14 protein-coding genes and 1 pseudogene are annotated in these 16,967 nt (G+C 61.6%); 1 reads left to right on the top strand and 14 read right to left on the bottom strand.

Annotated elements, in window-relative coordinates; genetic code table 11:
- Positions 1–75: 75 nt before the first annotated feature.
- Complete coding sequence (locus LPB072_RS19755) at positions 76–1,236, top strand: IS30 family transposase (RefSeq protein WP_066086603.1); 1,161 nt, start codon at positions 76–78, stop codon at positions 1,234–1,236.
- Between the two features lie 411 nt (positions 1,237–1,647).
- On the opposite strand, the gene LPB072_RS23980 is transcribed toward LPB072_RS19755, so the two are convergent.
- From LPB072_RS23980 to hybE, 14 genes and pseudogenes are all read right to left on the bottom strand, one after another.
- Positions 1,648–2,034, bottom strand: a complete 387-nt coding sequence (locus LPB072_RS23980) for a hypothetical protein (RefSeq protein WP_066086601.1) — start codon at positions 2,032–2,034, stop codon at positions 1,648–1,650.
- A gap of 444 nt (positions 2,035–2,478) precedes the next feature.
- Entirely contained in the window at positions 2,479–3,861 is a 1,383-nt protein-coding gene (locus tag LPB072_RS19765) for a PAS domain-containing sensor histidine kinase (protein WP_066086598.1), read from the bottom strand.
- Between the two features lie 130 nt (positions 3,862–3,991).
- The gene (locus LPB072_RS19770; protein ID WP_066086596.1) at positions 3,992–5,452 is read right to left on the bottom strand and encodes a nickel-dependent hydrogenase large subunit; all 1,461 of its coding nucleotides are present in this window, start codon (positions 5,450–5,452) and stop codon (positions 3,992–3,994) included.
- A gap of 121 nt (positions 5,453–5,573) precedes the next feature.
- Positions 5,574–6,569 (bottom strand): hydrogenase small subunit, encoded by a 996-nt coding sequence (locus LPB072_RS19775; protein ID WP_066086593.1) that lies wholly within the window; start codon positions 6,567–6,569, stop codon positions 5,574–5,576.
- Positions 6,566–8,026: a sigma-54-dependent transcriptional regulator gene (locus LPB072_RS19780; protein WP_066086590.1), complete on the bottom strand. Its 1,461-nt coding sequence runs from the start codon at positions 8,024–8,026 to the stop codon at positions 6,566–6,568. The genes LPB072_RS19775 and LPB072_RS19780 overlap by 4 nt, the downstream gene beginning before the upstream one ends.
- Before the next feature lie 136 nt (positions 8,027–8,162).
- Positions 8,163–9,989, bottom strand: coding sequence for an enoyl-CoA hydratase-related protein (locus LPB072_RS19785; RefSeq protein ID WP_331000263.1), 1,827 nt, complete (start codon positions 9,987–9,989; stop codon positions 8,163–8,165).
- Between the two features lie 70 nt (positions 9,990–10,059).
- Complete coding sequence (hypE, locus tag LPB072_RS19790) at positions 10,060–11,172, bottom strand: hydrogenase expression/formation protein HypE (protein ID WP_269148693.1); 1,113 nt, start codon at positions 11,170–11,172, stop codon at positions 10,060–10,062.
- A pseudogene (gene hypD / locus LPB072_RS19795) lies at positions 11,169–12,328 on the bottom strand (hydrogenase formation protein HypD). Before hypD ends, hypE begins: the two are co-directional and overlap by 4 nt.
- Entirely contained in the window at positions 12,325–12,663 is a 339-nt protein-coding gene (locus tag LPB072_RS24225) for a HypC/HybG/HupF family hydrogenase formation chaperone (RefSeq protein ID WP_082876759.1), read from the bottom strand. The pseudogene hypD and the gene LPB072_RS24225 overlap by 4 nt, the downstream one beginning before the upstream one ends.
- The gene (locus tag LPB072_RS19805) at positions 12,654–13,838 is read right to left on the bottom strand and encodes a Kae1-like domain-containing protein (RefSeq protein WP_269148694.1); all 1,185 of its coding nucleotides are present in this window, start codon (positions 13,836–13,838) and stop codon (positions 12,654–12,656) included. The genes LPB072_RS24225 and LPB072_RS19805 overlap by 10 nt, the downstream gene beginning before the upstream one ends.
- Positions 13,825–14,802: a hydrogenase nickel incorporation protein HypB gene (gene hypB, locus LPB072_RS19810; protein WP_066086583.1), complete on the bottom strand. Its 978-nt coding sequence runs from the start codon at positions 14,800–14,802 to the stop codon at positions 13,825–13,827. Before hypB ends, LPB072_RS19805 begins: the two co-directional genes overlap by 14 nt.
- A gap of 47 nt (positions 14,803–14,849) precedes the next feature.
- Positions 14,850–15,197, bottom strand: coding sequence for a hydrogenase maturation nickel metallochaperone HypA/HybF (locus tag LPB072_RS19815; RefSeq protein ID WP_066086581.1), 348 nt, complete (start codon positions 15,195–15,197; stop codon positions 14,850–14,852).
- Complete coding sequence (locus LPB072_RS19820; RefSeq protein ID WP_066086579.1) at positions 15,190–16,338, bottom strand: hypothetical protein; 1,149 nt, start codon at positions 16,336–16,338, stop codon at positions 15,190–15,192. The genes LPB072_RS19815 and LPB072_RS19820 overlap by 8 nt, the downstream gene beginning before the upstream one ends.
- Positions 16,335–16,850, bottom strand: coding sequence for a [NiFe]-hydrogenase assembly chaperone HybE (gene hybE / locus LPB072_RS19825; protein ID WP_066086576.1), 516 nt, complete (start codon positions 16,848–16,850; stop codon positions 16,335–16,337). The genes LPB072_RS19820 and hybE overlap by 4 nt, the downstream gene beginning before the upstream one ends.
- Positions 16,851–16,967 lie beyond the last annotated feature (117 nt).

Here is a 16,967-nt window from a genome sequence, read left to right on the forward strand (position 1 = left end):
GACCGCTCGCCCACGGCGGATTCAACCGGTCGATGCAACACACTAACCACCGCTTAGGCGGAATGAGTGTTGCAGATGAAACAGCGGCCACGGATCTACTACTCGGACAGCCAGAAGGCCTTGATGTGGGAGCATTGGAAACAAGGCTGGACGCTTCATGAGATCGGAAAGCTCTTCGATCGTGCCCATACGTCGGTGCTCAAAATAATTGCGGAGACAGGTGGATTCCGGCCGGCACAGCGATTGCGTGCATCAAGAGCATTGACTCTGGCGGAGCGCGAGGAGATCTCGCGAGCGATGGTGGCAGGCCAATCGATTCGATCAACAGCAGCGCGTTTAGGGCGTGCACCATCGACGATCGGCCGGGAAATCAAGCGCAATGGAGGCAGTGAGGGCTACCGTGCAAATCAGGCCGATGAAGCGGCTTGGAAGCGAGCGCGGCGCCCAAAGCGCTGCAAGTTGGTTGAGTACCGTGCCTTGGCTCGAATCGTTGCTGATAAGTTGCGCATGCTCTGGTCGCCGGAACAAATCGCAGGTTGGCTAAAGCATACTTATCCGAGCGACGAGAGCCATCACGTGTCACACGAAACCATCTACCGCAGTCTGTTCATTCAAGCGCGTGGCGCCTTGAAGAAGGAGTTGCTGGAGCACCTGAGACGTACCCGCAGGATGCGTCGATCTCGTCACTACACGCAGAAGACCGCAATTCACGGACGGATCGTGGATGCTGTTTCGATCAGCGAGCGGCCTGCTTGCGTCGAAGACCGTGCGGTGCCAGGCCACTGGGAGGGAGACCTGGTGTTTGGCAATGGCAAGAGCCAGATCGCGACGTTGGTCGAGCGTCAAACGCGATGCGTGATGTTGGTGAAGCTGGATGGCAAGGACTCGCAGACGGTCGTCAACGCGCTCATCAAGAACGCCCGAAAACTGCCGCAAGAGCTCTACAAATCATTGACCTGGGATAGAGGCACGGAGATGCATGCGCACAAGCAATTCACCATGGCGACCGACATCCAGGTCTACTTCTGTGATCCAAAAAGTCCTTGGCAACGCGGAAGCAACGAGAACACGAATGGGCTGCTCAGGCAGTACCTGCCCAAGGGTATGGATATCTCGGGTTTCTCACAGCTGCAGCTCAACGCAATCGCGAGACAATTGAACGAGAGGCCGCGCAAGACGCTCGGCTTCCATACACCCGCTGAGATGTTCAGCGAATGTGTTGCGTTGACCAGTTGAATCCGCCCACCCGCACCGGTCACACGATTGAGGCCAGCCAGACAAGATCGCTGGAACGACAGCTCACAGTAAGGGTGGTCTGGAGCTCGCGACCCATTCAGGGCATTCAGCTTTGCGGCTTGGGTGACAGCTTCTTCCAATTGGAGGCTTCCCAGCCTCAATGAAAAATCTGCCGCTCGCTCTCCAATCGGCCCTGAATTTGTAGAGTCCCGATCTATTGCTTCGGCCCTTTGATGTATGAACCGTTCACCCTGAGCTTGTCGAAGGGTTGCAGTGGCTTGGACAAGCTCAGCCCGAACGGAGTGAATACTTCAGTGGGCCGGATCTATAGGCCCACTCTCCCCCTGATTTGCCGATCACTTCAAAGTTGCGACCTCATTCCGACCTAAGTCGAGGCCCATATTCCCCAAATTACGCAAATCTCTGCGTGACTTCTTCAGGAGAATTTTCATGAAAACCAAAACATCGATTGCCATTGTTTCTGCATTGGTGCTTGCCACGACCGCCACCGCTTTTGCAGCCAAATCGACCGAAGCCGAGGCGCATACTTTGGATGAACGGACTTACGGCATAAAACCAGTCCAAGTTTCTATCTGCACCCCCAGTTATAGAGCTCGGGGGGCAATATTCCATCGGCGCCAACACACCGTGTTTGGATGACGTTTTGAGCCAGCCCTTGAGGGTGCCCAGAGGCATGTTCAGCTCTTCGGCCACATCATTCAGCGTGCGCTCACCGCGCTGCCTGGCCTTGCTCAGTGCCTGCTCTTTGACGTCAGGCGTTCTTCTCATTTTTTGCATTTGTTCTCGTCGCTCCGCTGCGGATCATCCGCTGGAAAATTGGAGGCGACATCTATTCTGACGCGGGGGGCAGGCTTGGGCATTCTCTCCTCGAACTGGACGGTAAACCGGGCATTTCATGGCGTGGTTCAGGTGTTCGGCCAACCCCGGATAGCAATGCGCGTTCCAGCAAATTTTTAGTGAGCAGCTTGAGAAGGCTGTCGATCAGTTCGTTCGTAACGGTCATTTATTTGCAATTCCGTGGGACTGCAGGAATTCCCCTTCCAATTGACCGTTTACAGAAAAGCTCCTACCCTCTCCGGCTGAGAAGTACTGCGTGATCATCGGGATTGCAACGGTCCAAATTCTGGGCGTCAGTTCAAGCCCGGGACACTTCAAAAAGCTACTTCCGAAGTCTGCGGAGAGCTTGAGGACTCACCGTCTCAGCGACTTTAAAAAAGAAGCTTAGGATGCCGAGTCGAAACCCAAGCCGGTATATTTGTCGCAATGAATTGCTGGCAGCACCAAGCTAAGCTCTGCCCCACCTTGTTCTGAGTTAATAGCAGTGAGCGTCCCACCGTGCTGTTCGACAATGCCATAGCTGATCGACAGCCCTAAGCCTGTGCCTTTGCCGACGGGTTTGGTGGTGAAAAATGGATCAAAAATCCGCAACATATGCTCTGGCGCAATTCCCGGTCCGTCGTCGCGGACCGAGACTCGAACGGTGTCATCTGTTGCCTGTGTCAGCCTTACCCAGACGCTAGCCGTGCCACCATCTCCTTGCCCGTCCACTGCGTCAAATGCATTTTGCAGCAAGTTCATCATCACCTGTTGAAGTTGCCCTGCACTGCCCAAAACGGTTACTGCTGTGCACGAGTCCCAATGCACCCGAGGCGGTTGCGATCGCCCTTTTTGCACCCAGTGTATGGCGCGATCAACTATCTCCACCAAGTTCACCGGCACGCGCTCCTCGGAATCCATGGCTGAGAAACGCTTCAATCCGTGCACGATATCGGCGGTGCGCTGAGCACCCTCTAACGTTCCTTCGATCAACGAAGGCAAATCGTTCAAGATGTGTTCGATACGCAATTGTTTGCGCAAAGCATGCAATTCGGGTTCTGTGGCTTGTGCATGCAGGGCCTCCATGTACGACCTCAGTCGGTCGCAATACTTGCGCAAGGCGTGCACATTGCCCAGTACGAAACTGATGGGATTGTTGAGCTCATGGGCCACACCGGCCACCAACTGCCCAAGCGAGGCCATCTTTTCCGAGTGAAGCAGTTGTTGCTGGGTGCGTTTCAGGGCATCGTGAGCAGCTCGCATCTCGTGGTACGCACGTTTGAGCTCTGCCGTTGGGCGTCCGACCCACACCGTGCCAACGCACCGCCCGTCGCTGCCCATGCGTGGTGTGCAATTTGCATCTACTGACACGGCCTGACCCTGGGCGTCGAGCAAATTGAGCTCAATGACTTCGCCGGTGCGTGGCGCATCGGCGATGGCCGCTTTTGCCAGAGTCCTGCTGCTGTCGTCGGCCAACAGGCTGCCAATCTCTGAGCCGCGCAGCGCTGATTCGTCGCGCCCCACCAGTTCACATAACGCCGCGTTGACCTGCTCGATCAATCCACTTGCATCACAGACCAGCAGCACATCGGACATCGATGTCAACACACTGAAGATGAATTGCTGCGACTGCTCCAGTTCGGAGTTCTTTTTCTCAAGCTCCACCTCGTCGTCGATGAGGCGCGTGTACACCTCATCCATCTTTTGGATCACGTCCATCCAAGTTGATTCGTCCACACCTTCCATGGGCGTCGTGGGCAGGGGACTGGGTGCTCTGGGCTTGCTCATATCTGCTCTTCGCCAATAGAGAGACTCGACATGAAATGGTGCCAGACCCCCTTCACCCCGCCAACGGCCCTGATGGGCCGCTGGCATTGCCCACTAGGGAGGGGGGCGCGAAACGACGCTGGGGTGTTCATCAATGGACGGTGCAGACCATGCAAGGATCAAAAGAGCGAACAATGTGTTGTACCGAAATGGGCGTTTTTTCGCCATCCAGCACAGATGCATTCACCAAGGCTTGCTCCAGCGCTCCGGGTGTACCCGCAGCATCGCGTGGTGAAAAATTCCAGCTGGTGGGGGCCACGATCTGGTAGTTGGCAATACGCCCGCGTTGCACCACGATCCAGTGCCCGAGACTGCCCCGAGCGGCTTCGCCCAAACCCACCCCACGTCCGTCTTCGGGCAGACTGGAGGGCACGCAAAAAGCCTCGCCGGGCCGTATGCCTTGAAGCCAGTCTTCGACCATAGGCACCACGCGCGCCAATTCGATCAGGCGAGCCAACACACGGGTATAGACCGTGCCGCCATGGTGCGCCACAGCGTCTCGCACCAAAGACTGCCCCCCCGCCAATTGGCGCGCGATGGCCCCTGTCTCCACCACCTCGCCAGCCAAGCGTGGCGCCTTGTTCCATGTATAGGCACCCCGCTTGTCAGGTTCAGGGCGTGTGATGCCAGACAATGGGTGTAGGGGGCCTTTTCCGCCCTCCGCCAACCAGGCGTGGGTAGCGTCTTCCGTGATGGCTGCAGCGTCCAATACATCCAGCCGCGCCGAATCCGCACGCCACACGCCGCCAGGCAAAGCCCAACTTCCGTCGGGCTGTGCATAAGCGCCATAGCTCAGATAGCGGCCCGGTCCCTGCCCCAATGACTGCAATGACAGGTCGCGCACCAACGTCAGGAAAAAACGCAGGTCGCCTGCCAGCGGGTCTTGCGCGTGCCAGTTCCACAGTGCTTCTTCGTTGGGAAGCGAGGCCACCGCTTCCAGTGGAGCCGCGAAAAGCTGACGTTCCAGGAAACTGCGAAACTCGCGCACCTTGGCGAGCAGCCGCACGCGCTCGGCGCTATCAATGGCACGGGTGGACCCGCCTGGCTCGATGGATTGGGTGTGTGGCCATTTGCCTCCCAGCGTGCCCATGATGGTGAGCCAGCGCTGACGTGCTGCCGTGGCTGCGCGCACCTGTTCGCCGTAATCGGGAGAAAACCGCCGCACCGCCTCGGCATGCCAGGCGTGGCCTGCGTACACCGGACGGGCAAAGTCGGGCATGAAGAACAGGTAGAAATGCGTCAGGTGGTCGGCCAGATTTTCATTGGAAAGGATCACGTTGGTCGCATGCTGACCGTTGGGTGGCATGGTGATGCCCCCCAAATCGGCCAGTGCGCGGGCCGAAGCCACCGACTGCGACACCGAGCAGATGCCGCAGATCCGCGGGACATAAACCAGCGCATCGTGTGGTTCCTTGCCTTGCAATATCTGCTCGAATCCACGGTACATCGTGGCATTGACTTGCGCCGAGCTCACGCGACCATCGGCGATATCGAGGGCGACCTCGAGATCGCCTTCGACTCGGTTGAATGGGCCGACGAGCAGCCTGCTCATGCCTTCTTGCCCCTGAATGGGTCCGTTCCACGAACACTGATCAAGCGGCATGGCCGGTCCGCAAGCGTTGGCCCCGTGAGTGGGTTGCGCGAAGCGCGTCGTATGTGCTTCATCATCTCTTTCATTTCAGACGCGTTTTGCGCACGGCCGGTCTGACCACCAAGTGGTCGGCTACGGCGTTGTTCTTGACGCGTTTGGGTGTTGCGCTCTTGGACAACGATGCCAGCGCCACGAACCAGGCCTTGGGCATGTCGGTGGGCAGGCCAATCGGGATCCCGGCGAGCTTGGGTGTTTCGTGAAACGGGTGACCGGGCTCCTGGAAGCCAGGTTCCGTGCAAGCGATGCAGGCGTAGCCGCCACGTGTGCAGCTGCCTTCGCCATTCCACAGTCGGATGTTGCAATCCGCATGCACTTGCGTGCCTTTGCAGCCCATGTGTTCCATCATGCAACCCAGATCAGAGGGCTTCTCCGCGCTGGCCTTGAATTCATAGTATTCGTTGCGGGTGCAGCCGTGGTGAACCAGCTGGTCGGCATAGGAACGCGGACGGTTCAGCGGGTCGAGGTCTTCGGCGTTGAAGGTGTTCGCGGCCAACGCCATAAGGGTGTCGGTGATCCAGCTCGGGTGCGTGGGGCAACCCGCCACATTGATCACTGGCAAGCCGCTGCCGCTGCGGAACGCTGCACCGAGCAAGCCACCCAATTGATCGTCTTCGAATTGCAGACCGCAGGCGTCGGTGGGATTGTTGCCACCGGCGGTGATCCCGCCCCAGGCTGCACAGCTGCCGACCGCCATCACGTGTTTTGCGCGCGCCGCGAGGCGCTTGACCCAATCGATCATGGGCAGGCCAGTGCCCGCCAGCATGTGGAACCGGCCGGTGCCGTTGGGGCCACGCAACAAGGATCCCTCCACACACAACACATCCAATAACGTGTTGCCTGCTGCAAGCGCGTCCAACAACTCGATCACCTCTTCGCCACTGGCCAGCGACAATGAAGGGTGCCACAACAGTTGGATGCCGCCATCGCGCAAGTGGCCCTGAAAATCGGTGGTGTCGGCGCACAGCAGCGACATGCTGCAACCACCACAGCCGCCGGACTGTAGCCAGAGGACGTTCATTTTGACTCCAGTTGAAAGCGCTGCATCTTGGCCCGCAGGCCCACACGCGAGAGGCCGAGCTCTTGTGCGACACGGGTTTTGTTCCAGCGGTGGCGCAACAAGGTTTCGCGCAACACCATGGCCTCGATCACCTGCAGTCGCTCTGCCAAGGTGCCACTTTTTGGCACTGCGGCGACCAGATCATCGGCGGCACCATCGGAGCGGCCTTGGAGCACCCGGCTGGAAAATGCAGAAGCGCCCAACTGCGGACCGTCGTTCAGCGCAAGCGCACGCGCGATCTCGTTGCGCAGTTCGCGGATGTTGCCCGGCCAGCCGTAGCCCAACAAACATGCCAGAGTGTCGTCAGGCAGATGGGCGCCTGGGTGCCCGAGTTCGGCAGCGACATTCTGCACGAGTTGGCGCGCAATCGGGACGATGTCAGCCACTCGCTCCCTCAGCGGTGGCACCGTGAGTGTGACCCCGGCGATGCGGTAATACAGATCTTCGCGAAACAGGCCGTCGCGAACACGCTCCTCCAAGTGGCGGTGGGTGGCAGCGATCACACGCACATTCACAGGCACTGGACGGGCGCCGCCCACAGGCCGCACCTCGCCTTCTTGCAGGACGCGCAGCAGCTTGACTTGAAAGGCAGGTGAGGTTTCGCCAATTTCGTCGAGGAACACGGTGCCGCCGGTGCCACGCTGGAACAAGCCAAGATGGTCCTCATAGGCGCCGGTGAATGCGCCGCGCTTGTGGCCAAAGAGCTCGGACTCCAGCAGGTTGTCGGGAATGGCAGCGCAGTTTTCTACGACGAAAGGACCTGTCTGACGTGGAGACGCGTAGTGCATGGCGCGCGCCAGCAGCTCTTTTCCGGTGCCTGATTCACCCAGAACCAATACCGAAATGTCGTAGCGAGCCACCCGCTCAGCCATGGTGCAAACGCCCTCCAGTGGACTGCCCTGGGCGCGCACGATTCGATCGAAGCCAAAGCTGCTGCGGGCCTGGACCACCTGAGAAGTGGTGCGCTGGCGCAAGACAACTGTGCTGGTGCGCAACTCCAGGTCGAGACGACTGGTCTGGCGTTGCAGGGTCTGGGCTTCGACTGCATTGCGCACCGAATCCAGCAAATGGTCGGGGGACCAGGGTTTTAGGATGTATTGGTAGACACCTGCTTCGTTGATGCCGGCAATGATGTCCTCGGAATCGGTGTAGCCCGAGATCACGATGCGCACCACTTCGGGCCATCGCTCGCGCACTTGCTTGAGGAAATTCACGCCGGTCTGCCCGGGCATGCGTTGGTCACACAGGATGACGCTCACTGCCTGCCGTTCCAGCAAGCCACGGGCCTCCTCGGCGCTGCTCGCCGTGAACACCGTGAAATCTTCATCCAGCGTGCGCCGGATAGCGTCCAGCGAACGCACTTCATCGTCCACCACCAGCACCGTGGGCAGGAGATCAAGGTGCGGCGGATGGGTCATGGCGCAACGTGCTCCGCACGCAAGACCTGGTACAAAGTGCTTGGCCCACAAACACGGCGAAAGAGGCCTCCCCGGGTCGCAGCTGTTGCCAACTTGCGGGGGTATACGGCTCTCAGTGAACAAACAAAGGATGTGCTCATCTGTGCACCGCCAGATGGCGCGGCGTCCAGGCGTGGGGAAGCTTGTGCACGAAGTGGTGCCGCGCCACATGGTAGCTGGGATCGAAACCGTAGAAGTTGCGTTGCATTCGCGCCAATTCCTGTTCGCGGTAGTGGGTCAGTGGGCGGCGGGCTTCGTCTTCGGCACGCCGAGCCTGCTTGAGCGCCAGCCGCTCCAGACCATTGTAGGAGCTGGCCAGGGCCAGTGCCCGCGCCAGACAGCGCACTTCAAAACCGGCACGACCTTCGCTGTCGCAATGGTCGATCAGGCCCATCTCACTTGCCTTCCTGGCCAAAAGTGGCAGGCGCTGCGCCATCAGGTCTTTGGCCCCCCGCTCCCCCAAGCGGCGAGGCAGCAGGTACGTCCAGTATTCGGAACCGTAGAGGTTGCCCATGTTCTTGTAATGCGGGTTGAGCACCACGCCTTCGTGTGCCCAGACTTCATCGGCCGCCAGCGCAAGGAAGGCGCCACCGGCTCCTGCGTTGCCGCGCAAGACACTCACGGTCCAGCGGTCGATGGTCTCCAACACAGTGAGTGCCACGTCATTCATGGCATTGATGTTGCGCCACGAGGCATCGGCCGCACTATCGCCCGTGTCGTGGGCTGCGGCTTCGATGCTGTTGAGGTCAATGCCATTGCTGAAGAAGCCCGCACCCCCCATCAACAGGAGCACTTGTGTCGGTCGCGCGCGCACAGCCAGCAAGGCCTCGCGGAGTCGCACGCATCGGTTGGTGGACATGGTGCCGTTGTAAAATTCGAACGCGAGACAACCCACGCGAGCACCGGCCGGCCCGTGTTCTGTGTATCGCAACTCGCCCCACTCGTCGTCCGGCCTCTCCAGCGCCACTGGTCGCCGTGGCAAGGCTGCTGCTTCGGTGGCAAACAAGTCTGCGGCTGTCTGTTTGAAACTGGCCTGGACCGGCTCGGTGCCAGGTGGGTCGACGCGCCGCGCCTGCCCGATCCAGACACCGCCGTCGCAGGTACGGCGCAGCAGCGCACCGTCGCGCACCGCGAGCAACTCACCGGATGTGCTTTGTTTGAACTCGAGCAAGCTGGTGGCACTGGCGGAATGGCCGTCCCCGAGGTAGCAGGCCTGCCCCCACAGTGCATCGAGCACACCCGGCTGTCCATCGGCACTGCGCAGTTTGGCCAGCACGGTGGTGGTGTCGTCGACCGTCCAGTGGATGCGGCGATCTCCCTGGCGCATGGCAGGCTGCCAGTGTGCGGCGGGCGCTGGCACGGCGGGCGGGTCCCGGTGGCCTGCTGCGAGACGCTGCACTGCCAGGTCGACCGCCTGCAGCGCAGCCTGCGTCACTTCACACCGGTAAAGATCCCCTTTGGTCGCTTCCCGCATAGAAAAATGCGCCTCGGCCCACACCGGTCCGGCGTCGTAGTCACCATTCGCTTGCAGCACCGTCACGCCCCAGTGCTGCTGGCCCTGCAACACGGCCCAGTCCAGAGCGCTCGGGCCCTGATCGCCAGGGGGTCCGGGATGCACCACCAGGCAAACCACGCGCTCCCATACCGATGCCGGGATGCGTCGCTTGAGAAACGGCGCTAGCACAAGATCGGGACAGAACTTGTCGACCGCTTCTTCGGTCACCCGGTCATGGATATCGAGTTCCACACTGAGCGTGTGTCCGCGCGCGCGCAACTCGGCATACAAACGTTGCGAGAGGCTGTTGAAGCTGTGACACAGCAGCAGGATACGCAAACCCGCGCGATCATTCATGGCTGCGGCGGGTGCGGCGAAAGCGCCGCCTGTATGACCTGCCTTGACCTTCTGAGGCGCACCGTTGTTCATGATCACCTCATTCACCGATTGACCACAGCACACATCCCAGGGCACGTGCCGTTCCGCACCACCGCCGACCTCAACAAATCCTCGGCAGCTGCTCGCCGCTGAGCCAGTCCACCACGCGCCGGCCACCAAAGCGGGTCGCCATTTGCACAAAATGATGCGGGTCGGTGGTGACTTCGCCGATGCGTGCCGCTTCGCCACCCAGTGGATGGGCACGCATCGCGACCAGCACGGCCTCGGCGGCTTCGGGTGCCACCACGGCGATGAGCTTGCCTTCATTGGCCACATACAGCGGGTCCAGCCCCAGCAATTCGCAGGCGGCGTCCACCTGCGGATTGACCGGAATCGCGGCCTCCTGCAGCAGCATGCCCACGTCCGACTGGCGCGCGATTTCATTCAAGGTCGTGGCCAAGCCGCCGCGCGTGGGATCTCGCAGCACGCGCACCCCACCCGGTGCAGCCGCGAGCATGGCGGCCACCAGGGTGTGCAGCGCGGCGGTGTCGCTTTCAATGGTCGTTTCGAAGGCCAGGGATTCGCGTTGAGACAGCACGGCCACGCCGTGGTCGCCGATACTGCCCGAGAGCAGCACCACGTCGCCAGCGCGCGCATTGCGTCCGCTGATGTGCACCCCTGGCGCAAGCACGCCAACACCGGTGGTGCTGATGAAGACGCCATCGCCCTTGCCACGTTCCACCACTTTGGTGTCGCCCGTGACCACCGGCACGCCCGCCTCGCGCGCAGCGGCCGCCATGGACTTCACGATGCGCTGCAGGTCCGCCAAAGGAAACCCTTCCTCCAGGATGAAACTGGCGCTCAGGTAGAGCGGTGTCGCACCGGACATGGCCACGTCGTTGACCGTACCGTGCACCGACAGGCAACCCACATCACCGCCGGGGAAAAACAGCGGAGAGACCACATGGCCGTCGGTCGCCATGACGAGCCTCCCCTGCGTCGGGTCAAAGCCGGGCAGTTCCAACACAGCGCCGTCGTCTCCCTGGCGCAGGTAGTCGTTGTCGAATGCCGCGAGAAACACCTCTTCGATCAGCTGCGCAGCGGCCTTGCCGCCCGCACCATGGCCCATGTCAATGTGGCCGTGCTTGATATCCAGAGGGCGGATGTAGTTCTTCTTTACGGGTTTTGGCGCGGGCATTTCACCGCCAGCGGAAGTTTCCACTTCGGTTCTCATGGCACAGCCTCTTCGGCGGTTGAGCTGACGATGGGAATGTCGCGAAAACGACCATAGGTGTAGTGGGCGGCACAGGCACCCTCGCTGGACACCATGCAGGAACCCACCGGATTCTCTGGCGTGCAGACGGTGCCGAAAATCTTGCAGTCGGCGGGCTTCTTCACGCCGCGCAATATGGCGCCGCATTCGCACGCCTTGTTGTCGGCCACCGGCTGGTAGCTCAGGTTGAAGCGCCGCTCGGCGTCGAATGCCGCAAAGCCCTCACGAACCTTGAGCGCACTGTACGGCACCTCCCCCAGGCCGCGCCATTCGAAGCTCGGCCGGAGCTCGAACACCTCGGATACCAGGGCCTGCGCCTTGAGGTTGCCCTCGGGCGTGACAGCGCGGGTGAACTCGTTCTCAACATGGGCGAGACCTTCGTTGACCTGGCGCACCAACATCAGAATGGACTGCATCACATCCAGTGGCTCGAAGCCGGCAATCACCACTGGCTTGCGGTACTCCTCGGCGAAATGATCGTAGGGCGCCGAGCCGATGACGATGCTCACATGGGCCGGGCCGATGAAGCCATCGATGGGCACAGTGCCGAACTGGCGTACCTCGGGGGACTCCAGGATGTGGGTGATGGCCGAAGGCGTGAGCACATGGCAGCACAACACACTGAAATTGCTCAGGCTTTCGCGCTGGGCATCGCGAATCACCAGCGCTGTGGGCGGTGTCGTGGTCTCGAAACCGATGGCAAAGAACACCACTTCACGTTGTGGGTTGGCGCGCGCGATGATCATGGCATCGGCGGCCGAATACACCATGCGGATGTCCCCCCCCGCGCCTTGGCCTTGATCAAGGAAAGGCTGTCGGAGGCGGGTACGCGCATCGTGTCGCCGTAGGTGCAGACGATGGCATCTTGCTCCAACGCCAGGCGAATCGCCAGGTCGATTCGACCAATGGGCAGCACGCAGACCGGGCAGCCCGGGCCATGGATCATGCGCACGTTGGCTGGCAACAATTCCGTGATGCCATAGCGAGAGATGGCATGCGTGTGACCGCCGCAGAACTCCATGAAGTGGTAGCTGCGTGCCGGATCAACCTCAGCTGCAATGCGAGCGCCGATCTGGCTGGCCAGTTCGCCGTCGCGGAATTCATCAATGTATTTCATGCGGTCACCTTTGCCTCGACGCTCGCCACTTCGTGTGGTTCGCTGTTCCCCGAGGGGGCTGGTCCAGCTCGGGGCGGCCCAGCGCTGGCCCCGCCTCCAAGCGTGTGCGTTGAAGCCTCTATCTGCGCCATCTCGGCGAACAACGCCAAGGTGAGCGCAGCCTCCTCGGGGTCGATGACGCCGATCGCATGACCCACGTGCACGATCACGTAGTCACCTACCTGAACACCGGCCACCAGCGCGACGGAAATTTCCTTGCGGATGCCCCCGAGGTTGACCACAGCCTGATCGTTGGGGCGCAGCTCCACCAGAAGCGCGGGAATGGCTAGACACATGGTTCGATTTCCTTTTCGGGTGAATCTTGTCGGGGGTGGGTGACCAGTTGCTGAGCCGCCACCCAGGCCTGGCCGAGCGCCAGACCGGCGTCGCCGCAGCCTTTGTCTATAGGACGGAACACGGCCAAGCCTGCAGCCTGCAGGCGTGCAGTCACGCGCTCGCACAAAATGCGATTGAAAAAACAGCCGCCGCCGAGGCAGACGGTGCGGCTACCGCGCGATGTCGCGGCACGGATGGCCCAGTCGGCCAGCGCATCGGCGAGTGCCAGGTGGAATCCTGCGGCAGCCTGGTCCCGGTGCGCCTCGGGCAGATCAAACAGGTGAGCCAAAAGCCCGCCGAGCACCAAGCGGTTGTGTGCATCGACCGAGGCGCCGGGCAGCGGATCGGTCTTGGGGTGCTGGTGCTGGGCCAGCCAGCGTTGGGCACCGGACTCCAATGCGATCGCCGCCTGGGCTTCGTCGGTCTGGTGCAAGCAGAGGCCCAGCGCGCCGGCGGCTGCATCGAACCAGCGCCCGGTGCTGCTGGTGAACGGGCAGTTCAGTCCACGCTCCAGCATCTGCTGCACGCCTCCGGCCATGCTGGCCCCCACCGTCGGCGCGAAGCGACACGAAATTTCCTCACCACGGCCCAATACATGCAAAGCGCTGGCCGCCATGCGCCAGGGCTCACGCGCCGCACGGTCCCCTCCGGGCAGGGCCAGTGGCTGCAAGTGCCCCAGCCGCGCCCATTGCGAACCCTGCACCCAGAGCAGTTCGCCGCCCCAGGCAGCTCCGTCGGTTCCGAGGCCGACGCCGTCGAGTGCCAGTCCAATCACTGGGCCTTCGATCCCGTGTTCGGCCACCACCGCCGCAATGTGCGCGTGGTGGTGTTGCACCCCGATGGCGGGCACCCCCAGCTTGGCAGCGAATTCCACAGCGAGTTGGGTGCTGAAAAAATCGGGATGCAGGTCGTGCGCCACCGCCGCAATGGACCGGCCATGCATGGCCAGCAGTTGGCACACAGAGGCTTCCAGCCCCGTGCAAGCCGCTGGATCGCTGAGATCGCCGTGCACAGCCGACCACCTGGGCTCCCCGGCCACCAGCAGGCAGGCGGTGTTCTTCAGCCATGCGCCAACAGCGAGAACGGTGGGCAACGCGGCGCGCGGCATGGTGGCCCGGCGATCAGAGAGCGCCATCGGATGAAAGCGCGGCTTTGGCGCTGGCGAGTTCGGTTTCCAACTGCCGCACGCGCAAGCGCAATGCGGCAGTATGGCCTGTTTCCCCGTGGTCGCGATGGTGGTGGTCGTGGCCCATGGCGTGATCGAGCCAATGCAGCCAGGCGTCCATGCCTTCGCCTGTGGTGGCAGAGAGCTGGATGACTTCGATCGCAGGGTTCACGCGACGCGCGAGCTCAATGCAGCGTGCCACGTCGAAGCGAACATGTGGCAGCAGATCGATCTTGTTGAGCACCATAAGCTGGGACGCAGCAAACATGTCGGGGTATTTAAGTGGCTTGTCTTCGCCCTCGGTCACCGAGAGGACTGCCACCTTGGCGGCTTCGCCCAGGTCCCACACGGCGGGACACACCAGGTTGCCGACGTTTTCGATGAACAACAGGTTGTGATCTGCACCGTGATCATGATGGTGGTCGCCATGTGCGTGATCATGGCTGTGCAACTGGGCAAACGCCTCGCTCACCATGGGTGCATCAAGGTGACAACCCTTGCCCGTGTTGACCTGGACCGCAGGCGCACCAGTGGCGCGGATGCGGTCGGCGTCGAAGCTGGTCTGCTGGTCGCCCTCGATCACAGCAACGTGCAGTGCAGGCGATCGCGCCTTGAGCGCTTCTATGGTGGCGCACAGCAGCGTGGTCTTGCCCGATCCCGGGCTGGACACCAGATTCAGGGTGGTTACCCCATGGGCTTCGAAGTGGTCGCGGTTCTGTTGGGCCACGCGGTTGTTGGCGCCCAAGATGTCGGTCTCCAGCTTGATTGCGCGCGCCTGGCTCATGCCGGGCACGGAGACCCGGGCCGCACCGGCGCCAAAGTGCAGGTCGCCACGGGCAGGGTCGATCTGCACCACGCCGGGTTCGACCCCATGGGTTTTCAGATGCCGGGCGTGAGCCGGGCTGGTGTCACTGCACCCACAAACTACGCACATTTCATATCTCCTTCTGTTGCCCGCAGCGCTATGGCGCTGCGCATTTATCAATCGTCGCTGACCTGCATGTCCAGCACCCGCAGCTCCAAGCCTCCAGTGGGCTGCAACTGATAACCACCACACGCAGGGCAAGCGTCGCCGCGCATCGAGATGGCAACCGTATGGCTGCAACCCATGCACCACGCCTGGCCAGGCGGTTCTTCGATCTCGAACGCCGCGCCATCGAGCACCGTGTCGGGTGCCAGGCTCTCCAGTGCAAACCGCAGCGCCCGCACATCCACGCCCGCCAGTTGACCCGCCTCGAGCCGCAACACCAGCAACCGCGAAAAACCCTCGCGTACGGCCGTCTCCTCCACCAGCTGTAACACGCCGCCGGCCAGACTGGCTTCATGCATCTTGCCCCTCCTTTGTAATTCCCGACGTCAGCTCGAAGGGCACGCAGGGATCAAACGCGACCATCAGCAAACGCACTTGTTGCCGTACGTAGGGGGCATGAGGATCCATCACAGCCAACCGTTGCGCCACCTCGCCGTGGGGGTTGAAATTCCATTCGGTGGGCGCGAGAACATTGCAGGTCTTTGCGGTCGTGCCATCGTCGCTCAACATCACTTGATGCACCAGCAGGCCTCTCGCCATTTCCACCCAGCCAAGGCCTTGGCCAGGCATAGTCGATAGCGAGCCCCAACGCAACCATTGGGCGCCATGATCGGGTGCTGTGGTGGGCAAACAAAGGCGCACCAGTTCGGCCAGACGGCAGCCCAACATCGTCCAGGGGCTCAAAGGTGCTTGATCGGATGGTGTCTGCAACCGGGCCCAGGGACCTGTGTGGGCGCTGGCGCCTTGCCAAACCGGTTGCAGAGCGAACCCGGGCTGGAACGACAGCGCGGAGCTCAATGCGAGCAAGTGTTCCACCTGACCATGTGCCCGCAAAGCGCGCACGGAGGTCAATGGCCGATCAGGGGTGTCGACGTGGCGCGCATCACGCAGCAGCCGGGCTAGCCAACCACCGTGTGTCTGGCTCCAAGTCTGTAGCCAATCGCCTGCGTCCACCAGCCATGCATGCAACCACGCCGCCGGATCGATTTGCAGCAAGGTGTTTTTCAACCAGTCATGCAGCGCCGGCCAGTCTTCGGTGTGGGCGTTTTTCAGCGCGGGACAGGTGCTGAGACTTTGCACGGCAAGGTTTCCCATGGTCGCACTGGCGGTTTCAGTGGCCAGCAGGCGCGGCCAGTCCAGGCCAATGCGGCGTATGTGTTCTTGGGCCGTCTCCAAGCGCAGGCGTTTGCCGATGTCTGACGATGGCGCCAGGCACCTGTCGGGTGCGGCTGCATCGATGGCCAGTTGGGCGGCCACGCGATGTGCGTTGCCGCAGAGACTGAACAGGTTGGCCATGAGGCCGGGTATGGCCCTAAAGGGTTGACCGGTGCTCAGGCGCGATGCCCAGTCCTGGCGCGAACTGCTCAGGTTGTGTGGCGCGGGCGCACCCGGCGTGACTTGCAGCCGGCCTGCCATATTGGCTGCGGTGTAGGCACTCATCTGGCCACGCGCGGGCCAGCGCTGCGACCCGGCAAGAAAAACGTCCGCCGCGATGGCATGGGCTCGCAGGTCGGTACAGGCATTGCTGGCGGCGGGCGCGTGAGTGCGAGCGCTTCCTGAGCGGTTTCGATGGCACGGGCCTGGCTGTCGAAGCCCTGCATGGGGGAAAACAGCGCACAGGTCTCGTGGTAGCCAATGGCGGGATCGTGGGCGCCGATGAAGTCGAAGCGCTCGCTGCCAAAATCGCGCACAAACTTGCGCCCGATCTGGTTGCAGTGCGGCAGCACCTGCGCGGGCAAGCGCAGCAGGCTCATAAACCAGGGCGTGATCAACACACCTTCTCCCATGGGCACTGCCCCTTCGGGGGCCGGATCGGCCCAGGCAAAGCCGACGGCTTCTACGCTCAGGACCGAGTTCAAGATGGGGATGCCAACCATGCGCTCATTCTGTATACGAACAAAGTGAGCGACCAGATCCGCCACCCGTTGTTGCAGCAGTGCGGATGTGTTCATTTCAGTTCTCCATCGCATTGCGCGAATTGCGTGGCTCTTGGGTGAAATGCAACCCCAACCCACACGCTGCGACCGGCTGGGTCAGACAGTGTGTGCGAACGCCCTGGAAAGAACATG

The organism is Hydrogenophaga crassostreae (assembly GCF_001761385.1).
Classification (GTDB): domain Bacteria; phylum Pseudomonadota; class Gammaproteobacteria; order Burkholderiales; family Burkholderiaceae_C; genus Hydrogenophaga; species Hydrogenophaga crassostreae.

Coding starts and splice junctions, on each gene's coding strand:
- LPB072_RS19755 (WP_066086603.1), top strand. CDS start 76: ATGAAACAGCGGCCACGGATCTACTACTCGGACAGCCAGAAGGCCTTG.
- LPB072_RS23980 (WP_066086601.1), bottom strand. CDS start 2,034: ATGCAAAAAATGAGAAGAACGCCTGACGTCAAAGAGCAGGCACTGAGC.
- LPB072_RS19765 (WP_066086598.1), bottom strand. CDS start 3,861: ATGAGCAAGCCCAGAGCACCCAGTCCCCTGCCCACGACGCCCATGGAA.
- LPB072_RS19770 (WP_066086596.1), bottom strand. CDS start 5,452: ATGAGCAGGCTGCTCGTCGGCCCATTCAACCGAGTCGAAGGCGATCTC.
- LPB072_RS19775 (WP_066086593.1), bottom strand. CDS start 6,569: ATGAACGTCCTCTGGCTACAGTCCGGCGGCTGTGGTGGTTGCAGCATG.
- LPB072_RS19780 (WP_066086590.1), bottom strand. CDS start 8,026: ATGACCCATCCGCCGCACCTTGATCTCCTGCCCACGGTGCTGGTGGTG.
- LPB072_RS19785 (WP_331000263.1), bottom strand. CDS start 9,989: ATGAACAACGGTGCGCCTCAGAAGGTCAAGGCAGGTCATACAGGCGGC.
- hypE (WP_269148693.1), bottom strand. CDS start 11,172: ATGAGAACCGAAGTGGAAACTTCCGCTGGCGGTGAAATGCCCGCGCCA.
- LPB072_RS24225 (WP_082876759.1), bottom strand. CDS start 12,663: ATGTGTCTAGCCATTCCCGCGCTTCTGGTGGAGCTGCGCCCCAACGAT.
- LPB072_RS19805 (WP_269148694.1), bottom strand. CDS start 13,838: ATGGCGCTCTCTGATCGCCGGGCCACCATGCCGCGCGCCGCGTTGCCC.
- hypB (WP_066086583.1), bottom strand. CDS start 14,802: ATGTGCGTAGTTTGTGGGTGCAGTGACACCAGCCCGGCTCACGCCCGG.
- LPB072_RS19815 (WP_066086581.1), bottom strand. CDS start 15,197: ATGCATGAAGCCAGTCTGGCCGGCGGCGTGTTACAGCTGGTGGAGGAG.
- LPB072_RS19820 (WP_066086579.1), bottom strand. CDS start 16,338: ATGAGTGCCTACACCGCAGCCAATATGGCAGGCCGGCTGCAAGTCACG.
- hybE (WP_066086576.1), bottom strand. CDS start 16,850: ATGAACACATCCGCACTGCTGCAACAACGGGTGGCGGATCTGGTCGCT.